At 68.7% G+C, this 15,905-nt stretch carries 12 protein-coding genes; 7 read left to right on the top strand and 5 right to left on the bottom strand.

The genetic code is table 11. The annotated features are described in order from the left end of the window. Positions 1-110 precede the first annotated feature (110 nt). Genes treZ through glgX form a run of 3 tightly spaced genes read right to left on the bottom strand, consistent with a single transcriptional unit; the run spans position 111 to position 6,349 of the window. Positions 111-1,838 carry a malto-oligosyltrehalose trehalohydrolase gene (gene treZ, locus AB0I34_RS38580; protein WP_360455636.1) on the bottom strand — a complete coding sequence of 576 codons (1,728 nt, stop codon included), beginning with the start codon at positions 1,836-1,838 and terminating at the stop codon, positions 111-113. Further along, complete coding sequence (gene treY / locus AB0I34_RS38575; RefSeq protein WP_360455633.1) at positions 1,839-4,235, bottom strand: malto-oligosyltrehalose synthase; 2,397 nt, start codon at positions 4,233-4,235, stop codon at positions 1,839-1,841. It abuts the gene before it with no gap. After that, the gene (gene glgX / locus AB0I34_RS38570) at positions 4,232-6,349 is read right to left on the bottom strand and encodes a glycogen debranching protein GlgX (RefSeq protein WP_360455630.1); all 2,118 of its coding nucleotides are present in this window, start codon (positions 6,347-6,349) and stop codon (positions 4,232-4,234) included. Before glgX ends, treY begins: the two co-directional genes overlap by 4 nt. Before the next feature lie 88 nt (positions 6,350-6,437). Between glgX and AB0I34_RS38565 the strand changes: the two genes are divergently transcribed. The 6 genes from AB0I34_RS38565 to AB0I34_RS38540 all read left to right on the top strand — a co-directional run bounded on the left by AB0I34_RS38565 (position 6,438) and on the right by AB0I34_RS38540 (position 13,317). Beyond that, on the top strand, positions 6,438-6,914 hold the full coding sequence (locus AB0I34_RS38565; RefSeq protein WP_360455627.1) for a hypothetical protein: 477 nt from the start codon (positions 6,438-6,440) through the stop codon (positions 6,912-6,914). Beyond that, on the top strand, positions 6,911-9,043 hold the full coding sequence (locus tag AB0I34_RS38560) for a bifunctional polysaccharide deacetylase/glycosyltransferase family 2 protein (protein ID WP_360455623.1): 2,133 nt from the start codon (positions 6,911-6,913) through the stop codon (positions 9,041-9,043). Before AB0I34_RS38565 ends, AB0I34_RS38560 begins: the two co-directional genes overlap by 4 nt. A gap of 106 nt (positions 9,044-9,149) precedes the next feature. After that, positions 9,150-10,094: a zinc metalloprotease gene (locus AB0I34_RS38555; protein WP_360455620.1), complete on the top strand. Its 945-nt coding sequence runs from the start codon at positions 9,150-9,152 to the stop codon at positions 10,092-10,094. An 85-nt stretch (positions 10,095-10,179) separates the two neighbouring features. Next, positions 10,180-10,965 (top strand): serine protease, encoded by a 786-nt coding sequence (locus AB0I34_RS38550; protein WP_360455617.1) that lies wholly within the window; start codon positions 10,180-10,182, stop codon positions 10,963-10,965. Positions 10,966-11,080: 115 nt separating this feature from the next. Next, complete coding sequence (locus AB0I34_RS38545; RefSeq protein WP_360455614.1) at positions 11,081-12,664, top strand: FAD-dependent oxidoreductase; 1,584 nt, start codon at positions 11,081-11,083, stop codon at positions 12,662-12,664. Continuing rightward, the gene (locus tag AB0I34_RS38540; RefSeq protein WP_360455611.1) at positions 12,661-13,317 is read left to right on the top strand and encodes a Rid family hydrolase; all 657 of its coding nucleotides are present in this window, start codon (positions 12,661-12,663) and stop codon (positions 13,315-13,317) included. The genes AB0I34_RS38545 and AB0I34_RS38540 overlap by 4 nt, the downstream gene beginning before the upstream one ends. 55 nt (positions 13,318-13,372) lie before the next feature. On the opposite strand, the gene AB0I34_RS38535 is transcribed toward AB0I34_RS38540, so the two are convergent. Continuing rightward, positions 13,373-13,597, bottom strand: a complete 225-nt coding sequence (locus tag AB0I34_RS38535; protein ID WP_360455608.1) for a hypothetical protein — start codon at positions 13,595-13,597, stop codon at positions 13,373-13,375. 61 nt (positions 13,598-13,658) lie between these two features. On the opposite strand from AB0I34_RS38535, the gene AB0I34_RS38530 reads away from it, so the two are divergent. Further along, entirely contained in the window at positions 13,659-14,036 is a 378-nt protein-coding gene (locus tag AB0I34_RS38530; RefSeq protein ID WP_360455605.1) for a cupin domain-containing protein, read from the top strand. A gap of 299 nt (positions 14,037-14,335) precedes the next feature. Here AB0I34_RS38530 and aceB read toward each other — a convergent pair whose 3' ends face one another. Next, complete coding sequence (aceB, locus tag AB0I34_RS38525; protein WP_360455601.1) at positions 14,336-15,901, bottom strand: malate synthase A; 1,566 nt, start codon at positions 15,899-15,901, stop codon at positions 14,336-14,338. Between the last annotated feature and the right edge of the window lie 4 nt (positions 15,902-15,905).

Genomic DNA, 15,905 nt, shown 5'->3' with positions numbered 1-15,905 from the left:
CGCGGCACTTGCCCAGCGCCCACGATGCTCCGCATCGAGGCCACTGCTCAAGCACCCCGATGCACGCACCTGAACACCGAAATCTCTCGCCGAACCTCCGACCCAGGACACTAGACCGCGACGATCGCGACGCCGTGACCCGCCAACCGAACGCCCTCGCCGACCGGTTCGGCCGGCAGGAAAGCCATCAACTGGTACGTCGGGACGCCGTCGACCGGGACCACGGCCTCGGTCGCGGCCAGATTCACCACGACACGCAACCGGCCGCGAGTGACCACGATCCAATCCCCGTCGGCGCCGGACTCGATGCCGACCGACGCGAGCCGGTCGTCGCGCAACTCCGGCGTACGGGCGCGAAGGGCCAGCAGGTTCCGGTACCAGGCCAGCAGCTCGCGGTGCGGCGGCTCGTCGACCTCGGTCCAGTCGAGGACCGAACTACGCCACGTCGCCGGATCCTGCGGGTCCGGGATCTCGTCGGCGTTCCACCCGTGCGCGGCGAACTCCCGCCGCCGACCGCTGCGCACAGCCTCGGCCAGCTCCGGCTCGTCGTGGTCGGTGAAGTAACGCCACGGCGTCGACGCGCCCCACTCCTCGCCCATGAAGAGCATCGGCGTGTACGGCGACGTGATCACCAGAGCAGCGCCGATCGCGAGCTGGCCGGGGGTCAGCGCCGGCCGGTCGCCCAGCGCACGGTTGCCGACCTGGTCGTGATTCGACGTGTACGCGAGGAATTCACTGCCGCGATGCTTGGCCGGGTCGACCGGCCGGCCCCAGTCCTTGCCGCGGAACGTCGAGTACGACCCGTCGTGCAGGAACACCTGGGTGAGCGTCTTCGCGAACACCCCCGGCTCACCGAAGTCCACGTAGTACCCGGCTCGTTCCCCGGTCAGCAGAGTGTGCAGTGCATGGTGAAAGTCGTCGCTCCACTGTGCGGTCATCCCCAGACCGCCCTCGGCTACCGGCTCCACCATCCGCGGGTCGTTCAGGTCCGACTCCGCCACCAGTCCGAGCGGCCGTCCGAGCTCCCGCGACAGCTCCGCGGTCTCCGTCGACAGCTGCGCCAGCAGGTGCGTCGGACTCGCGTCAGTCAGCGCATGTACGGCGTCCAGCCGCAGAGCGTCGAGGTGGAACGACCGGAACCACCGCAGAGCGTTGTCGCAGATCCACCGCCGTACCTCGGTGCTTCCGGGGTCGTCAAGGTTGACCGACCGGCCCCACGGCGTCGCGTGCCGATCGGTGAAGTACGGGCCGAACATGTCCAGGCGGTTCCCGCTCGGACCGACGTGGTTGTAGACGACGTCGAGGCAGACGGCCAGACCGACTTCGTGACACCGGTTGACGAACCGCTGCAGCGCCTCCGGACCGCCGTACGGCTCGTGGACGGCGTAGAGGTCCACACCGTCGTACCCCCAGCCGTGGCGGCCGGGGAAGGCGGCGACCGGCATCAGCGAGACCATCTCGACGCCAAGCGCCACCAGGTAGTCCAGATGGTCGGCGGCCGCGTCCAGCGTGCCTTCCAGGGTGAAGGTGCCGATGTGCAGCTCGTAGAACACTGAGCCGGGCACGTCCCGACCGGTCCAGTCGCCGTCGGTCCAGCGGAAGCGGTCCTCGTCGAAGACTCGGCTGAAGCCGTGCACACCGTCCGGTTGCCACGGGCTCCGCGGATCTGCCAACGGCTCGCTGCCGTCGACGGAGAACGCATAGTCGGTGCCGTGATATGCCTCGACCACGTCCCGCGTCCACCAGCCGTCCGCTGGCCAACGTAGTGGCAGTACGCCGTCGCGCAAGACCAGGTCGACCGACGACGCGTTCGGCGCCCAGACACGGAAGGTGTGCATTCAGCTCCTTACGAGCAGGGCCACCGGGAGATCCTCCAGCAGCTCGTGAATCCGGGCAGCTCCACTACCCACCTCCCGGCCGGTCAACACGTTCTTCCATTGGCCACTTGGCAGCACCACTGTGCTGTCGCCCCAACCACCCACGCGCTGCAGAGCGACCGGCAGCCGGGTCGCCACGGTGATCACCGCGTCTCCCCTCGCAAAGGCAACGGCGTGACCATTGGACGTCGGCAGCGGGGTGTAGCTGCCCGCGAAGGCCTCCGGGTACTGCCGTCGGATGCGGAGCGCTCGCGAGGTGACCAGCAGCTTCTCGTCGGACAGGTCGTCCGGCTTGCCACCCTCGTCCAGCCGCAGCAAACGGGCGATCCGGTCCTCGTAGTCCACCGGCCGCCGGTTGTCCGGGTCCACCAAGGACAGGTCGACCACCTCAGTGCCTTGGTACACATCCGGTACGCCGGGCATGGTCAGCTGCACCAGCTTCTGGCCGAGCGTCGCCGCCCGGACGAATCCGGATTGCTTGGCGGCGAAGCGTCGTACCGAGTCCAGTACTGCGGAGTCGGCCAGGATCGCGGTGCCGAAGGCGGCGACGGCCTGCTCGTACTCCTCGTCCGGTGAAGTCCAGGCTGTCTGGCGCTTCGCTTCGCGGATCGCCTTGAGCAGATAGGCCCGCACGCGATCCTCGGGCAGCGGTCCGTCCTCCCAGGTGCCGAAGAGCGTCTGCCAGAACAGGTACTCCGTGCTGCCGTCGAGCAGCGGGCTCCGGTGGTCCTCAGACAGCCGACGCCACTCGCGCACCGCCTCCGACCAGGCAGCAGGCTGTTCGGACAGCACACCGAGGCGCGCACGTACGTCCTCGGACCGCTTGGTGTCGTGAGTGGACAGCGTGGTCATGGTCTTGGGCCAGTGCTGGTTCAGCCGGGCCGCGAACGCGTGGAACTCCTCCGGCGTCACGCCGAAGTGCTCCGGATCCCCACCGACCTCGTTCAGCGACGTCAGCCGGAACCACCGGTAGAACGCGGTGTCCTCGACGCCCTTCGCCATCACTGGGCCGCAGGTCTGCTGGAACCGGACGATCAGCTCATGCCGCGCATGCTCGTCGATCCGGCTCGTCTCTCGACCCAGCAGCAGATGCAGGACGACATCCAGCGTCTCCCGCCGGTCGTCGTCGAGATTCTCCCGCGCCTTCTCGGCCGCCCGCTCCAACGCCTGCACCGCCGTCGGTGACGGCGGCTCCCCTGGGATGACGTACGCCCGATAGATGTCGAAGTGGACCAGCAGTTCGACGACCACTTCATGGAACGCGCGACGGGTGTGATCACGCAGCCGAACGTCGTCCTGGCAGATGCGGGCCAGCAACTCCACCAGGCGGTGGACTTCGGCGTACTGCCCGTGCTGGACGATCTCGCGCTTCGCCTGCTCCACAACGGGTGCGAAGTCGGCAGGCTCACCGGTCAGCTCGGAGTGGAGGGCAGACAGCGGCGCCGCACCCGCAGGGTCGACGAAGAGACCGCCGACGCGGAGCAGAGCGTCGTACCCGGTGGTGCCCGCGCAGGGCCAGTCGGGTGGCAGCTCCTCATCGCCTTCGAGGATCTTCTCCACCACGACCCACGCACCACCGGTCCGCTCGGCCAGCCGGCGCAGGTATCCGCGCGGATCGGCCAGACCGTCCGGATGGTCGATGCGGAAGCCGTTGAGCTCGCCCTCGCGCAGCAGCTCCAGCAGCAGCTCGTGCGTGGCTTCGAAGACCTCCTGCGTCTCCACGCGTACGGCGGCCAGCGTGTCCACGTCGAAGAACCGCCGGTAGTTCAGCTCCTCGTCAGCCACCCGCCAGTGCGCCAGGCGATACCACTGCTCCGTCACCAGCTCCGCGATCGGCAGATCCTCGGTGCCCGGCCGGAGTGGGTACTCATGCTCGTAGTACCGCAGTACGTCGCCGTCGACCGACAACTCGCCGTCCGCGAGCACCCTGCCGATCCGCTGACCCAGCACTGCCATCAGCAACGGCTGGTTCCCCGAACCCCAGTCGACGTCGAACCACTCGGCGTACGGCGACCCCGGTCCGTCCCGCAGCACCGACCACAACGCCTTGTTGAGCCGCGCAGGCGTCGGCACCGCCACATGATTCGGTACGACGTCCGCCACCGCGCCCATGCGATGGTCGCGCAGCCGTGCGGCCAGCCGGTCGAACGCGGGACGGCCACCGGCCGCGTCGGACAGCCGGCTGTGGTCCACGACGTCGTACCCATGGGTGGAGCCGGGCGCGGCCTGAAGGATCGGGGACAGGTAGGCGTGAGAGATCCCGAGGCTGTGCAGGTACGGGACCACCGTGGCGGCGTCGTCGAACCCGAAACCGGCGTGCAACTGCAAGCGGTAGGTGGCCTGCGGGACCCCTGTCATCCCGCAGCCTGCCTCGGGCGGGTCAGGACGAGCGTGCTGCGTGCCTCCAGTCGCACTGTGCTGCCGGCGGCATGCGGCTCGTCGCTCGCGCTGCCCTGCGCGGTCGTCGTGTCCACGACCACCGTCCAGTTCTCGCCGTACTCCTTGGGTGGGAGCAGGAAGTCCTGCGGTTCGTAGTCGCTGTTCAGCAGGACCAGGAACGAGTCGTCAACCACCGGCTCTCCGCGCTGGTCCGGCTCGGAGATCGCGTCGCCGTTGAGGAACACCGCGATCGCGCGGGCGTCGTCGCGCTGCCAGTCGCCGTTCTGCATCTCGGTGCCCATCGGGGTGAACCAGACCAGGTCGCCGAGTCCGTCGACACCGGTGTCGCCGTGGAAGAAGCGGCGGCGGCGCAGTACCGGATGGTTGTTGCGCAGCTTGACCAGGAGGCTGGTGAACTCCAGCAGATCCTTCTGCGGATCGGTCAGCTCCCAGTCGACCCAGGCGATCTCGTTGTCCTGGCAGTAGACGTTGTTGTTGCCGCCCTGGGTCCGACCCAGCTCGTCGCCATGAGCGATCATCGGCACGCCCTGCGAGATCAGCAGCGTGGTGAGGAAGTTGCGCTGCTGCCTGCCCCGCAGCTCGAGGACGCCGGCATCCTCGGTCTCGCCCTCGACGCCGCAGTTCCACGAGCGGTTGTGGCTCTCGCCGTCCTTGCCGCCCTCGCCGTTCGCCTCGTTGTGCTTGTCGTTGTAGGAGACCAGATCGCGCAGCGTGAAGCCGTCGTGGGCGGTGATGAAGTTGATGCTCGCCAGCGGCCGGCGGCTGTCGTCCTGGTACAGATCCGACGAGCCGGTCAGCCGGGAGGCGAACTCGGCCAGCGTGTACTTCTCGCCGCGCCAGAAGTCCCGCACGGTGTCGCGGAACTTCCCGTTCCACTCCGTCCACAGCGGCGGGAAGTTGCCCACCTGGTAGCCGCCGTCGCCGACGTCCCACGGCTCGGCGATCAGCTTCACCTGGCTCACCACCGGGTCCTGCTGCACCAGGTCGAAGAACGCAGACAGCCGGTCGACCTCATGGAACTGGCGGGCCAGCGTGGCCGCCAGGTCGAAGCGGAAGCCGTCGACGTGCATCTCGGTGACCCAGTAGCGCAGCGAATCCATGATCAGCTGCAGCACGTGCGGGTGCCGCATCAGCAGGCTGTTCCCGGTGCCGGTGGTGTCGTAGTAGTGCCGCTTGTCGGCGTCCACCAACCGGTAGTACGCCGCGTTGTCGATGCCCTTGAAGGACAGAGTGGGACCGAACTCGTTGCCCTCCGCGGTGTGGTTGTAGACCACGTCGAGGATGACCTCGATGTCCGCCTCGTGCAGGGCCTTCACCATCGTCTTGAACTCGGTCACCTGCTGACCGCGGGTGCCGCCGGCCGCGTAGTCGTTGTGCGGCGCGAAGAAGCCGATGGTGTTGTAACCCCAGTAGTTCGACAGGCCGAGCTCCTGCAGGTGGCCGTCCTGGGCGAACTGGTGGATCGGCATCAGCTCGATCGCCGACACCCCGAGCTCCTTGAGATGCTCGACGATCGCCGGGTGCCCGATCCCGGCGTACGTGCCACGGATGTCCTCCGGCAGCGCCGGGTGGGTCTTGGTCAGACCCTTCACGTGCGCCTCGTAGATGACCGTCTGGTGGTAGGCGTGCCCGGGCGGCCGGTCGTTGCCCCAGTCGAAGAACGGATTCGTCACCACCGACAGCATCGTGTGCTCGCGGTTGTCCATCGTGTTCAGCTCGTCCGGATTGCCGAACCGGTAGCTGAACAGGGACTCGTCACCGTCGATCTGCCCGTCGATGGCCTTCGCGTACGGATCCAGCAGCAGCTTGGACGGGTTGCACCGGTCGCCGTCGGCCGGATTGTACGGACCGTGCACCCGGAATCCGTACCGCTGACCCGGCTGCACCGCGGGCAGGAACGCGTGCCAGACGAACCCGTCCACCTCGGTCAGCTGTACCAGTTGCTCGGTCCCGTCGTCGGCGACCAGGGCCAGGTCTACTCGTTCCGCTACCTCCGAGAACACCGCGAAGTTGGTTCCGGCACCGTCGTACGTGGCACCGAGAGGGTAAGGACGACCAGGCCATTTCTGCACCTGACGACAGTAGCCACCTCGGGCCCCGGCGGCACATTCCCCTGCGCATCTCGCCTGACCGATGGGTAGCGAGTAGGCTTCCCGGCTTGTGAAGTCGCCCTCCTCCCGAGGCCCGGTCTTTCTGGACTCGACCGGGCGCCGTCGCCGAACCCTGCGTCGTACCGGGGTGGTGCTGGCCGTGCCTGCGGCCGCCTACCTCGTCCTGACGGCCAGCAGCCTGTTCGGCGGGCCACGTCCGGACACCCCACTGATCCCGCTGCCAGAGGCCGTCACACGACCCAAGCCGCAGCTGACCCCGGCCCCAGAAGCCGTTCGAACGATCGATCCATCGGCGAAGCCGACCTCAGGCAACCCGACCGGCACGCCGGTGCGATCGAGCGGTACGCCGTCATCCACCACGAGCTCAGCGGCGACGCCGACTGTCATCCCGACCACCACGCCGACAGTCGCACCGACGACTCACCTCACCGGCTCCCCCACCACGCCACCCGGTAAGTCGACCACAACCCACAGCAACAAGCCGACCGCAGCACCTGGTCGCACGAAGTCACCCGCCAAGCCGTGAGCCGCCCGGTCGCGCGGCGCGCCAAGCAGGTCCCGCTCCGGACCCACTGGATCGTGCTGACCATGCTGCTCGTCTGCCTGTCCAGCATGCTGCTCCTGAACGGATACACCCGCCACCTGTTCGGGGCGGAACCTGACGGCGCCGTCACCTCGGGCGGCCCGGCCGGCGCCGTACCACGGGCGATCGCCGGTGGGGGTCCGGTGATCGACGCCCAGCCAGGAGAAGTCCGCTCGGTCCGGCCGGCCAACCGGACCATCGCACTGACCTTCGACGACGGGCCGGATCCGGTCTGGACCCCTAAGGTCCTCGACGTGCTGAAGGCGCAGCGCGTGAAGGCGACCTTCTTCGTCGTCGGCACCGAGGTCGCGGCCCACCCGGCGCTGGCCCGCCGGATAGTTGCCGAGGGCCACCAGATCGGGATGCACACGTTCACCCACGCGAACCTGAGCACGGCGCCCGGCTGGCGCCGGTCACTCGAACTGCGCCAGAGCCAGCTGGTCCTGGCCGGCGCTACCGGCCTCAGTACGCCGCTGCTGCGTCCGCCGTACTCGTCCGAGCCGGACGCACTGACCGATGCGGACTGGACCGCGATCCAGGAGACCCGGCAGGCCGGCTACCTGACCGTCCTGACCACCCAGGACAGCCAGGACTGGCGCCGGCCGGGAACCGCCAAGGTGATCGCGAACTCGACGCCGCGCGGCACCGCGGGCCAGGTGCTGCTGATGCACGACGCCGGTGGTGATCGCAGTGAGACCGTCGCCGCGCTGGCCAAGCTGATCCCGGCGCTGAAGGCACGCGGCTTCAAGTTCGCCACCGTGAGCGATGCGGTCGGCCTCCCGCAGCCGACGCACGGCGCCGGCCTGCTGGCGCGCGGCCGCGGGCTCGCCGCGATCTGGGCGATGCGGGTGAGCGACGGCGTGCAGTCCCTGCTCACCTGGTTCCTGTACGCCGCCGGCGCGCTGAGCGTGCTCCGCGCGATCACCACGGTGTGGGCGGCCCGGCGGCATGCCCGGATGCGGGACTGGTCGTGGGGCGAGCCGGTCACCGAACCGGTCAGCGTGATCATCCCGGCGTACAACGAGAGCGCGGGCATCGGGGCCGCGATCCGGTCGCTGGTCGCCTCGGACCACCCGATCGAGGTGATCGTCGTGGACGACGGCTCGACCGACGGTACGGCGGACATCGTCGAGGCGATGGGCATCCGCGGAGTGCGGGTGATCCGGCAACGGAACGCGGGCAAGCCGGTGGCACTCAACACCGGCCTGCAGGCCGCGCACTTCGACCTGGTCGTGATGGTCGACGGCGACACGGTGTTCGAACGCGACGCCGTGCGGATGCTCGTGCAGCCGTTCGCCGATCCTTCGGTCGGTGCTGTGTCGGGCAACGCGAAGGTCGGCAACCGGCGCGGCCTGCTCGGTCGCTGGCAGCACATCGAGTACGTGGTGGGGTTCAACCTGGACCGCCGGTTGTTCGACCTGGCCGAGTGCATGCCGACCGTCCCGGGTGCGGTCGGCGGATTCCGGCGTACGGCGCTGGAACGCATCGGCGGGCTGAGCGAGGTGACACTCGCCGAAGACACCGACCTCACGATGGCGTTGTGCCGCGACGGCTGGCGAGTGGTGTACGAGGAGCGTGCGGTCGCGTGGACCGAGGCCCCTGCGTCGCTCGGTGCGCTGTGGCGGCAGCGATACCGCTGGTGCTACGGCACGCTGCAGGCGATGTGGAAGCACCGGGGCGCGTGGGTCCAGCGCGGTCAGGCCGGCAAGCTCGGCCGCCGCGGTCTGACCTACCTGCTGCTCTTCCAGGTTCTCCTGCCGCTGCTCGCGCCGGTGGTCGACGTCTTCGCGATCTACGGACTGGTGTTCCTCGACCCGCTCCGCGTCGGGCTCGTCTGGCTGGGGTTCCTCGCGCTGCAGTTCGCGATGGGCTGCTTTGCGTTCCACCTGGACGGCGAACGAGCCGGGCCGCTGTGGACGCTTCCGCTGCAGCAGTTCGTCTACCGGCAACTGATGTACCTCGTGGTCATCCAGTCCGTCTTCACCGCGCTGGCCGGTTCCCGGCTGCGCTGGCAAAGGATGGAACGCTACGGAAGTCTGCGCTCCCCCGCGAGCACCGAAGGTTTTCCCTAGACCGCCGGAGAATCGACGGCGATCGCTTCCGGAGCAGGGACCTTGTTGCGGAGGATGCCGGGCAACCGGCCGCCCGCCCAGTGGCCCGACCCCGGAGGAACGCGCCATGCGATCTTTCATCCCCAGTCCCCGCGCCGCCGCCGTCCTGCTGGCCGGCTCGGCGCTCCTGCTCAGCCCGCTCAGCGCCCAGGCGTCGGCCAGGCCCGCGGTGGATCATGCACCGGCGTCCGACTGTTTCGTGCCGCCCGGGAATGCCGCGGCCAAGGGCGGCCACGGCCCGGACACCCGCGACATCTCCGTCGCCGAACAGAAGGCGATCGAGGCCAGGACCGCGCAGATCCTGAAGGCCAAGGCCGCCCGTGGCACCGCCGTACCGAAGGGTGCCCTGGCGGCGGCGACCGTACCGGTCTACGTGAACGTGATGCGCGACGCGGCCGGCAATGGTGACGTGACCAACACCCAGATCTCGCAGCAGATCGCCGTCCTGAACAAGACGTTCGGCGGTCAGGAGTCGTCACAGGCGGCCAACACCGGCTTCACCTTCACGCTGGCCGGGACGTTCCGGTACAACAACAACCAGTGGCACCAGGACAAGCAGAGCAGCAGTTACCGCAAGCAGACCCGCAAGGGCGGCGCGAACGCGCTGAACATCTGGCTGGTCGACTTCGCCTACCTCGGCATCGCGACCTTCCCGTGGGACTACGCACGCCAGCCCGGGATCGACGGCATCCGGGTGCAGTACACCTCGCTGCCCGGCGGCTCGGAGACGAACTACAACCTGGGCGAGACGGCGACGCACGAGGCCGGCCACTGGTTCGGGCTCTACCACACCTTCCAGGGCGGCTGTACGACGACGAACGACGAGGTCGCGGACACCCCGGCCCAGAGCAGCCCCACCAACGGCTGCCCGACCGGCCGGGACTCCTGCTCGCTGCCTGGTCTGGACCCGATCCACAACTACATGGATTACTCCTACGACTCCTGCTACAACCAGTTCACGCCGAACCAGAGCACCCGCATGAGCAACATGTGGACCGCCTACCGAGCCTGAACTCACTGACGTGGCCACCCCGGCATGCGTGGCCGGGGTGGCCACCTTCCGCTGTCACCTGCTTACCTGGAGTAAGTTCGTCGGCATGCTGAGACGGGCTGCTGTGTTGGCGATGGTTCTCGTGGTGGTGTCCGCGGGAGCGGTGTCGGCGTCGACAGGGAAGAAGCTGATCGTCGGGGGCACGCTGGCGAGCGTCAGCGAGGCTCCGTGGGCGGTGGCGCTGACCAACACGGCGTCCGCGCGGCCGACCGGACGGTATTGCAGTGGGGTGCTGGTGCGGCCGGACAAGGTGCTCACCGCCGCGCATTGCATGGGCAGGGCGGTCACGACGTACACGGCGGTCCAGGGCCGCGCCGATCTGCGGGACGACACGGTCGGCCGGGTGTCCGGGATCAGCAAGGTGTGGATCCATCCGGACTACAGCACGAAGACCAACCGCAACGACTTCGCCGTACTGACCCTGGCCAAGCCGTTCACCGGCGTTCCGGTCATGCGCCTCGAGACGAACCCGAAGGCCGATCGGCGCGGCGTCGTACCGACCGTCTACGGCTGGGGCGACACCGCGGGGACCGGGCCTGACGACACCCTGCAGAAGCTGGCCGTGCCCGACCTGGGTGACGACGTCTGCCTGGCGAACAAGGAGTACGTCGCCGGAGGCTACGCAGCCGCGCCGAACGTCTGCGCCGGCTACCTCGACGGCACCGGCGACGCCTGCCAGGGCGACTCCGGCGGACCGCTGGTCCTCAACGGCCGCCTGCTCGCTCTCGTCTCCTGGGGCAGCGGCTGCGCCGAACCCAACTACCCAGGGGTGTACGCCGAGATCGCGCCGGCCGTGAAGGCACTACGGCCCCAGCTCCAACAGGTTCGTTAACCCGAAACATACCTGTCAGTATCGATCTCAGCTCGTCACCGCCCGGACACAGAGCGAAAACATCAGGTCCTTACCTTTCTGGTCAGCTACCCCCGTTGCCCAGTGAGGAGAAGGCATGGCGCAAACCAGACGTCAATTCCTGCAGCAGGTCGGTATCACCGGTGGGGCCGGTGTCCTGTACTCCACGATGTCGGCGCTCGGCCTCACGAGCGTTGCCGAGACCCCCGCGTACGCCGCTCCGTCGCGCGTCGAGCTGAACGGCCGCGGCACCAAGCACATCGTCGTCCTCGGTGCCGGGATCTCCGGCCTGACCTCGGCGTACGAACTGCTCAAGGCCGGCTACAAGGTGACGCTGCTGGAAGCCCGCAACCGGCCGGGCGGCCGCAACTGGACGGTCCGCGGCGGAACCACGGAGACCGATCTGGCCGGCAACACCCAGCGGGCGACGTTCTCCCCCGGCCAGTACATGAACGCCGGGCCGGGCCGCCTCCCGCAGCATCACCTGACGCTCGAGTACTGCCGTGAACTCGGCGTCGCGATCGAGCCGTTCGTCAACCAGAACGCCGACGCGTACCTGTACCGCGAAGGCTCAACAGCCCTTTCCGGCAAGGCGATCCGGCACCGCACCGCCAAGGCCGACGTGTACGGCTACGTCTCCGAACTGCTCGCCACGGCAACCGACCAGGGCGCACTCGACAGCCTGCTGACGGCGACCGACAAGGAGGCGCTGATCGGATTCCTCAGCAGCTTCGGTTCGATCGGGAACAAGGCGGCCGGCTTCGCCTACAGCGGCACCGACGGCCGTCGCGGCTACGAGGTCGAGCCGGGCGCAGGCCTGGAGGGCGGTACGACGGCCGCGCCGTACCCGTTGAGCGATGTCTTCGCCAGTGGCGTCGGCAACTACTTCTCGTTCGAGTTCGGCTGGGACCAGGCGATGATGATGTTCCAGCCGGTCGGCGGGATGGACCGGATCCCGTACTCGTTCGAGAAGGCGATCGGCAAGGACAAGATCCGGTACGGCGCCGAGGTGACCGGACTGCGCAACACCGGCGCCGGCGTCGAGGTCACCTACACGAGCGGAACGCGGAGCCGGGTGCTCACCGCGGACTACGCCATCTGCACGCTGCCGCCGCACCTGGCAGCGAAGGTCCCGTCCAACCTGCCGGCCCCGATCCTGGAGGCCCTGAAGTACGCCCGGCCGACGAACGCGGGCAAGATCGGCATCGAGTACGGCCGCCGCTGGTGGGAGGAGGACCACAAGATCTACGGCGGTATCACCAACAGCAGCCTCGACACCGTCAACACCTGGTACCCGTCGACGGGCTTCCACGGCGAACGCGGCACGGTCATCGGCTACTACAACACCGGCGCCAACGCGACCGCGTACGGCGCTCTGACGCCGGCCGCCCGGCTCGAACGCGCCCTGATGCAGGGCGCCAAGATCCACGGCGACGTGTACACCAAGGACGTCAAGGCGGCGTTCTCGGTGAACTGGATGGGCACGAAGTACTCCGAGGCGTCCTGGGTCAGCTGGCCGTCCCAGACCGACGGGATCTACGCCCGGCTCCTCGATGCCACCGGCAACATCTACTTCGCCGGCGACCACCTGTCCCACACCATCGCCTGGCAGCACGGTGCGATCGTCTCCGCCCGCGCGACCGTGACCGCCCTGCACGACCGCGTCGCGGCGGGCCGATGAAGACCCGCCTGATCGCCGGCCTGGTCGCCGTCGTCGTGACCTTCACCGCCGGAGCGTCCACCGCCGCGGGCTGGTGGGACAGACCGAAGCCGCCGAAGCCCGGCACCGTCGTGCCCGCGCTCCCAGCCGGCCAGTCCAACCCGATGATCGCCACCGGTGTCGGCATCGGGGCCAACACTCCCGTCTACAAGACCAGCGGCATCGGCCCGACGGCCCTGAATACGGACGCTCCCGCCGGGTCCGAAGCGTCGTACGTCGACACCATCGTCTTCCCCGGCGGCGCCCTGCCCGCCGGGGTCACCATCACCGAGGCCCAAGGCATCAACGTGCTCCGCCGCATCGGCGAGAACCTCCAAGCGGTGGGTCTCTCGTACGCCGACGTCTACACGATGCGCGTCTTCCTGCAGAACCCCGCCGGCGCCACCACCGCCGACTTCGCCGGCTGGAACCGCGCCTACCGCCAGTACTTCGCCAACACCGACCTCACCACCGGTCAGTACGTCCCGGTCCCACTCGGTACGGCGCCACCCGCCAAGCCGTTCGTGGTCAACAAGTCCCGCCCCTCCCGCTTCGCCCTGGAGATCGAGAACCTCCCGGTGACGGGCTGGCTCGTCGAGGTCGAAGTCGACGCCGCCTACCCCGCCAAGCGCTGAACGGACCCGGATACCCTGGCGAGTCGGCGCCAGGGCATCCGGGCGCACTCAGCGGTTACAGGACCGCACCCCGCGGCGCGATCTCGATCGCGGCGACTCCCCGCGCGTACAGCACGAGAAGCCGGTCGCCATGTCTGCACCGAAGCATGCCGCTGTCGGCCGTGAGGGCCACGACGGCGTGCTCGGCAACTTCGTCTTCATCGGCCGCAGCAGACTCCTCGTAGGTGACATCGAGGTGGTCACCGCTCGTCAGCCGGACCCGCAACACAACGCTCGCCATCCTCGCACCCTACGCGCTGACCAGGTGGCGGGATCAGCTCCAGCAGAGGCAGACTGGTGCCATGGGTCAGCCGATTCGGGTCATTCGGGCCGGGGAGTTGGTGGCCGCCGATCCGACGTCGGGAATGCTGCGGATGCGGGCGTTCGAGCTGCCGATCCTCTGGGCCGGGAAGGTCATCACCGACCCCGGAGCGATCTCCGGCTGGCATCACCACGACAAGAACGAGAGCAGCCTCTACATCGTCTCCGGCGTCCTGCGCATGGAGTTCGAGGGCAGCGACGAATACCTGGACGCCGTCGCCGGGGACTTCATCCATGTCCCGGCGTTCACCGTCCACCGCGAGAGCAACCCGACCAGCGAGCCGTCCCTCGCGATCATCGCCCGAGCAGGCGGCGGCATCCCCACCGTCAACGTCAACCCACCCGAGCGATCCCACTAGCCCGTTCGGGGAGTGCAGCCCACCCGATCCGATGAGCCCCACTCCCCAAACCCATCACCCCCACCGCCCCGGCCCCCGCCCGTCTCCTGGGTTGACCCACGAGACGGCGGGTTAGCCCATCGCCTGCCGTTGGCCAACCCACACGCTCATGAGTCAACCCATCCCAGCGGGCCCAGCCGACGCGCCCCCACCGCCCCGGCACCCGCCCGTCTCCTGGGTTGACCCACGAGACGGCGGGTTAGCCCATCGCCTGCGGTAGGCCAACCCACACGCTCATGAGTCAGCCCTTCCCAGCGGGCTCAGTCGAAGCGCTCGTAGGCGGGGATGGTCAGGAAGTCGACGTAGTCCTCGGAGTTCGCGACCTCCAGGAACAACGCTCGCGCGGACTGGTAGCGCAGGTACTGGTCGAGTTTCAGGATCTCCTCGTCGGCGATCCGCTCGACCAACTCGGTCGTGACGGTCTCCCCGGTGTCCAGTACGACGCCGTTGAGGCGCCACTGCCAGATCTGGGACCGGGAGATCTCGGCCGTCGCCGCGTCCTCCATCAGGTTGAAGATCCCGACCGCGCCGGTCCCTTCCAGCCACGCGGCCAGGTACTGGATCGCAACGCTGATGTTGTTCCGCAGCCCGGCCTCGGTCACCTCACCGGGTGTCGACGCGACGTCGAGCAACTGTTCGGCCGTCACCTGGACATCCTCGCGGAGCTTACCCACCTGGTTCGGCGACGAGCCGAGCACCGAGTCGAAGACGGTCCGGCAGGTCTCGACCATCCCGGGGTGCGCGACCCACGAGCCGTCGAACCCGTCGCCGGCCTCGCGCGTCTTGTCCGCCTCGACCTTCGCGAACGCCTGCTCGTTCACCGCCGGGTCCTTGCTCGGGATGAACGCCGCCATCCCGCCGATCGCGTGCGCGCCGCGCTTGTGACAGGTCCGCACCAGCAGCTCGGTGTAGGCCCGCATGAACGGGACCGTCATCGTGACGCTGTTGCGGTCCGGCAACTGGAAGTCGGCGCCCCGGGTCCGGTGCGTCTTGATCACGCTGAACATGTAGTCCCAGCGCCCCGCGTTCAGACCGGCCGAGTGCTCGCGCAGCTCGTAGAGGATCTCCTCCATCTCGAACGCGGCCGGGTACGTCTCGATCAGCACGGTGGCCCGGATCGTCCCGCGCGGGATGCCGAGCTCCTCCTGAGCCGTCACGAACACGTCGTTCCAGAGCCGCGCCTCCAGGTGCGACTCCATCTTCGGCAGGTAGAAGTACGGTCCCTGGCCGCGATCGATCTGCAGCTGCCCGGAGGCGGCGAGGTAGAGCGCGAAGTCCACCAGCGCCCCCGACGTCCGCTCGCCGTCGACCAGGAGGTGCTTCTCCGGCAGGTGCCAGCCCCGCGGCCGGACGACGATGGTGGCCAGTTCGTCGTCCGGCTTCAGGGCGTAGCTCTTGGCATCGGTGCTGAAGTCGATCGTGCGGGTGATCGCGTCGAGCAGGTTCAGCTGGCCGCCGACCACGTTGTCCCAGGTCGGCGTGTTCGCGTCCTCCTGGTCGGCCAGCCAGACCTTGGCGCCCGAGTTCAGGGCGTTGATCGTCATCTTCCGGTCGGTCGGCCCGGTGATCTCCACCCGCCGGTCGACCAGCCCCGGCGCGGCCGCGGCGACCCGCCAGTCCGGGTCGTCCCGGACGTCCTTGGTCTCCGCCAGGAATCCCAGCGATCCGCCGGCGGCGATCTCGGCGACCCGCTCCCGGCGACGGTCGAGCAGCTCGCGCCGCCGCCCGTCGTACTCGCGGTGCAACCGCTCGATCAGGCCGAGCGCGCGCTCGGTCAGGATCTCGTCGTACCGCGCGCGCCGTGCACCGATGACCTCGACTGCCACGAAC

This window comes from Kribbella sp. NPDC050281 (assembly GCF_040655855.1).
In the GTDB taxonomy this organism is placed as follows: domain Bacteria; phylum Actinomycetota; class Actinomycetes; order Propionibacteriales; family Kribbellaceae; genus Kribbella.
Note: the sequence above shows the minus strand (reverse complement) of the source record. Positions and strands in the feature narration are given on the sequence as shown.

Bases quoted from the DNA above. Each gene is read 5' to 3' on its own strand.
- treZ (WP_360455636.1), bottom strand. From the start codon at position 1,838: ATGCACACCTTCCGTGTCTGGGCGCCGAACGCGTCGTCGGTCGACCTG.
- treY (WP_360455633.1), bottom strand. From the start codon at position 4,235: ATGACAGGGGTCCCGCAGGCCACCTACCGCTTGCAGTTGCACGCCGGT.
- AB0I34_RS38555 (WP_360455620.1), top strand. From the start codon at position 9,150: ATGCGATCTTTCATCCCCAGTCCCCGCGCCGCCGCCGTCCTGCTGGCC.
- AB0I34_RS38550 (WP_360455617.1), top strand. From the start codon at position 10,180: ATGCTGAGACGGGCTGCTGTGTTGGCGATGGTTCTCGTGGTGGTGTCC.
- AB0I34_RS38545 (WP_360455614.1), top strand. From the start codon at position 11,081: ATGGCGCAAACCAGACGTCAATTCCTGCAGCAGGTCGGTATCACCGGT.
- AB0I34_RS38540 (WP_360455611.1), top strand. From the start codon at position 12,661: ATGAAGACCCGCCTGATCGCCGGCCTGGTCGCCGTCGTCGTGACCTTC.
- AB0I34_RS38535 (WP_360455608.1), bottom strand. From the start codon at position 13,597: ATGGCGAGCGTTGTGTTGCGGGTCCGGCTGACGAGCGGTGACCACCTC.
- AB0I34_RS38530 (WP_360455605.1), top strand. From the start codon at position 13,659: ATGGGTCAGCCGATTCGGGTCATTCGGGCCGGGGAGTTGGTGGCCGCC.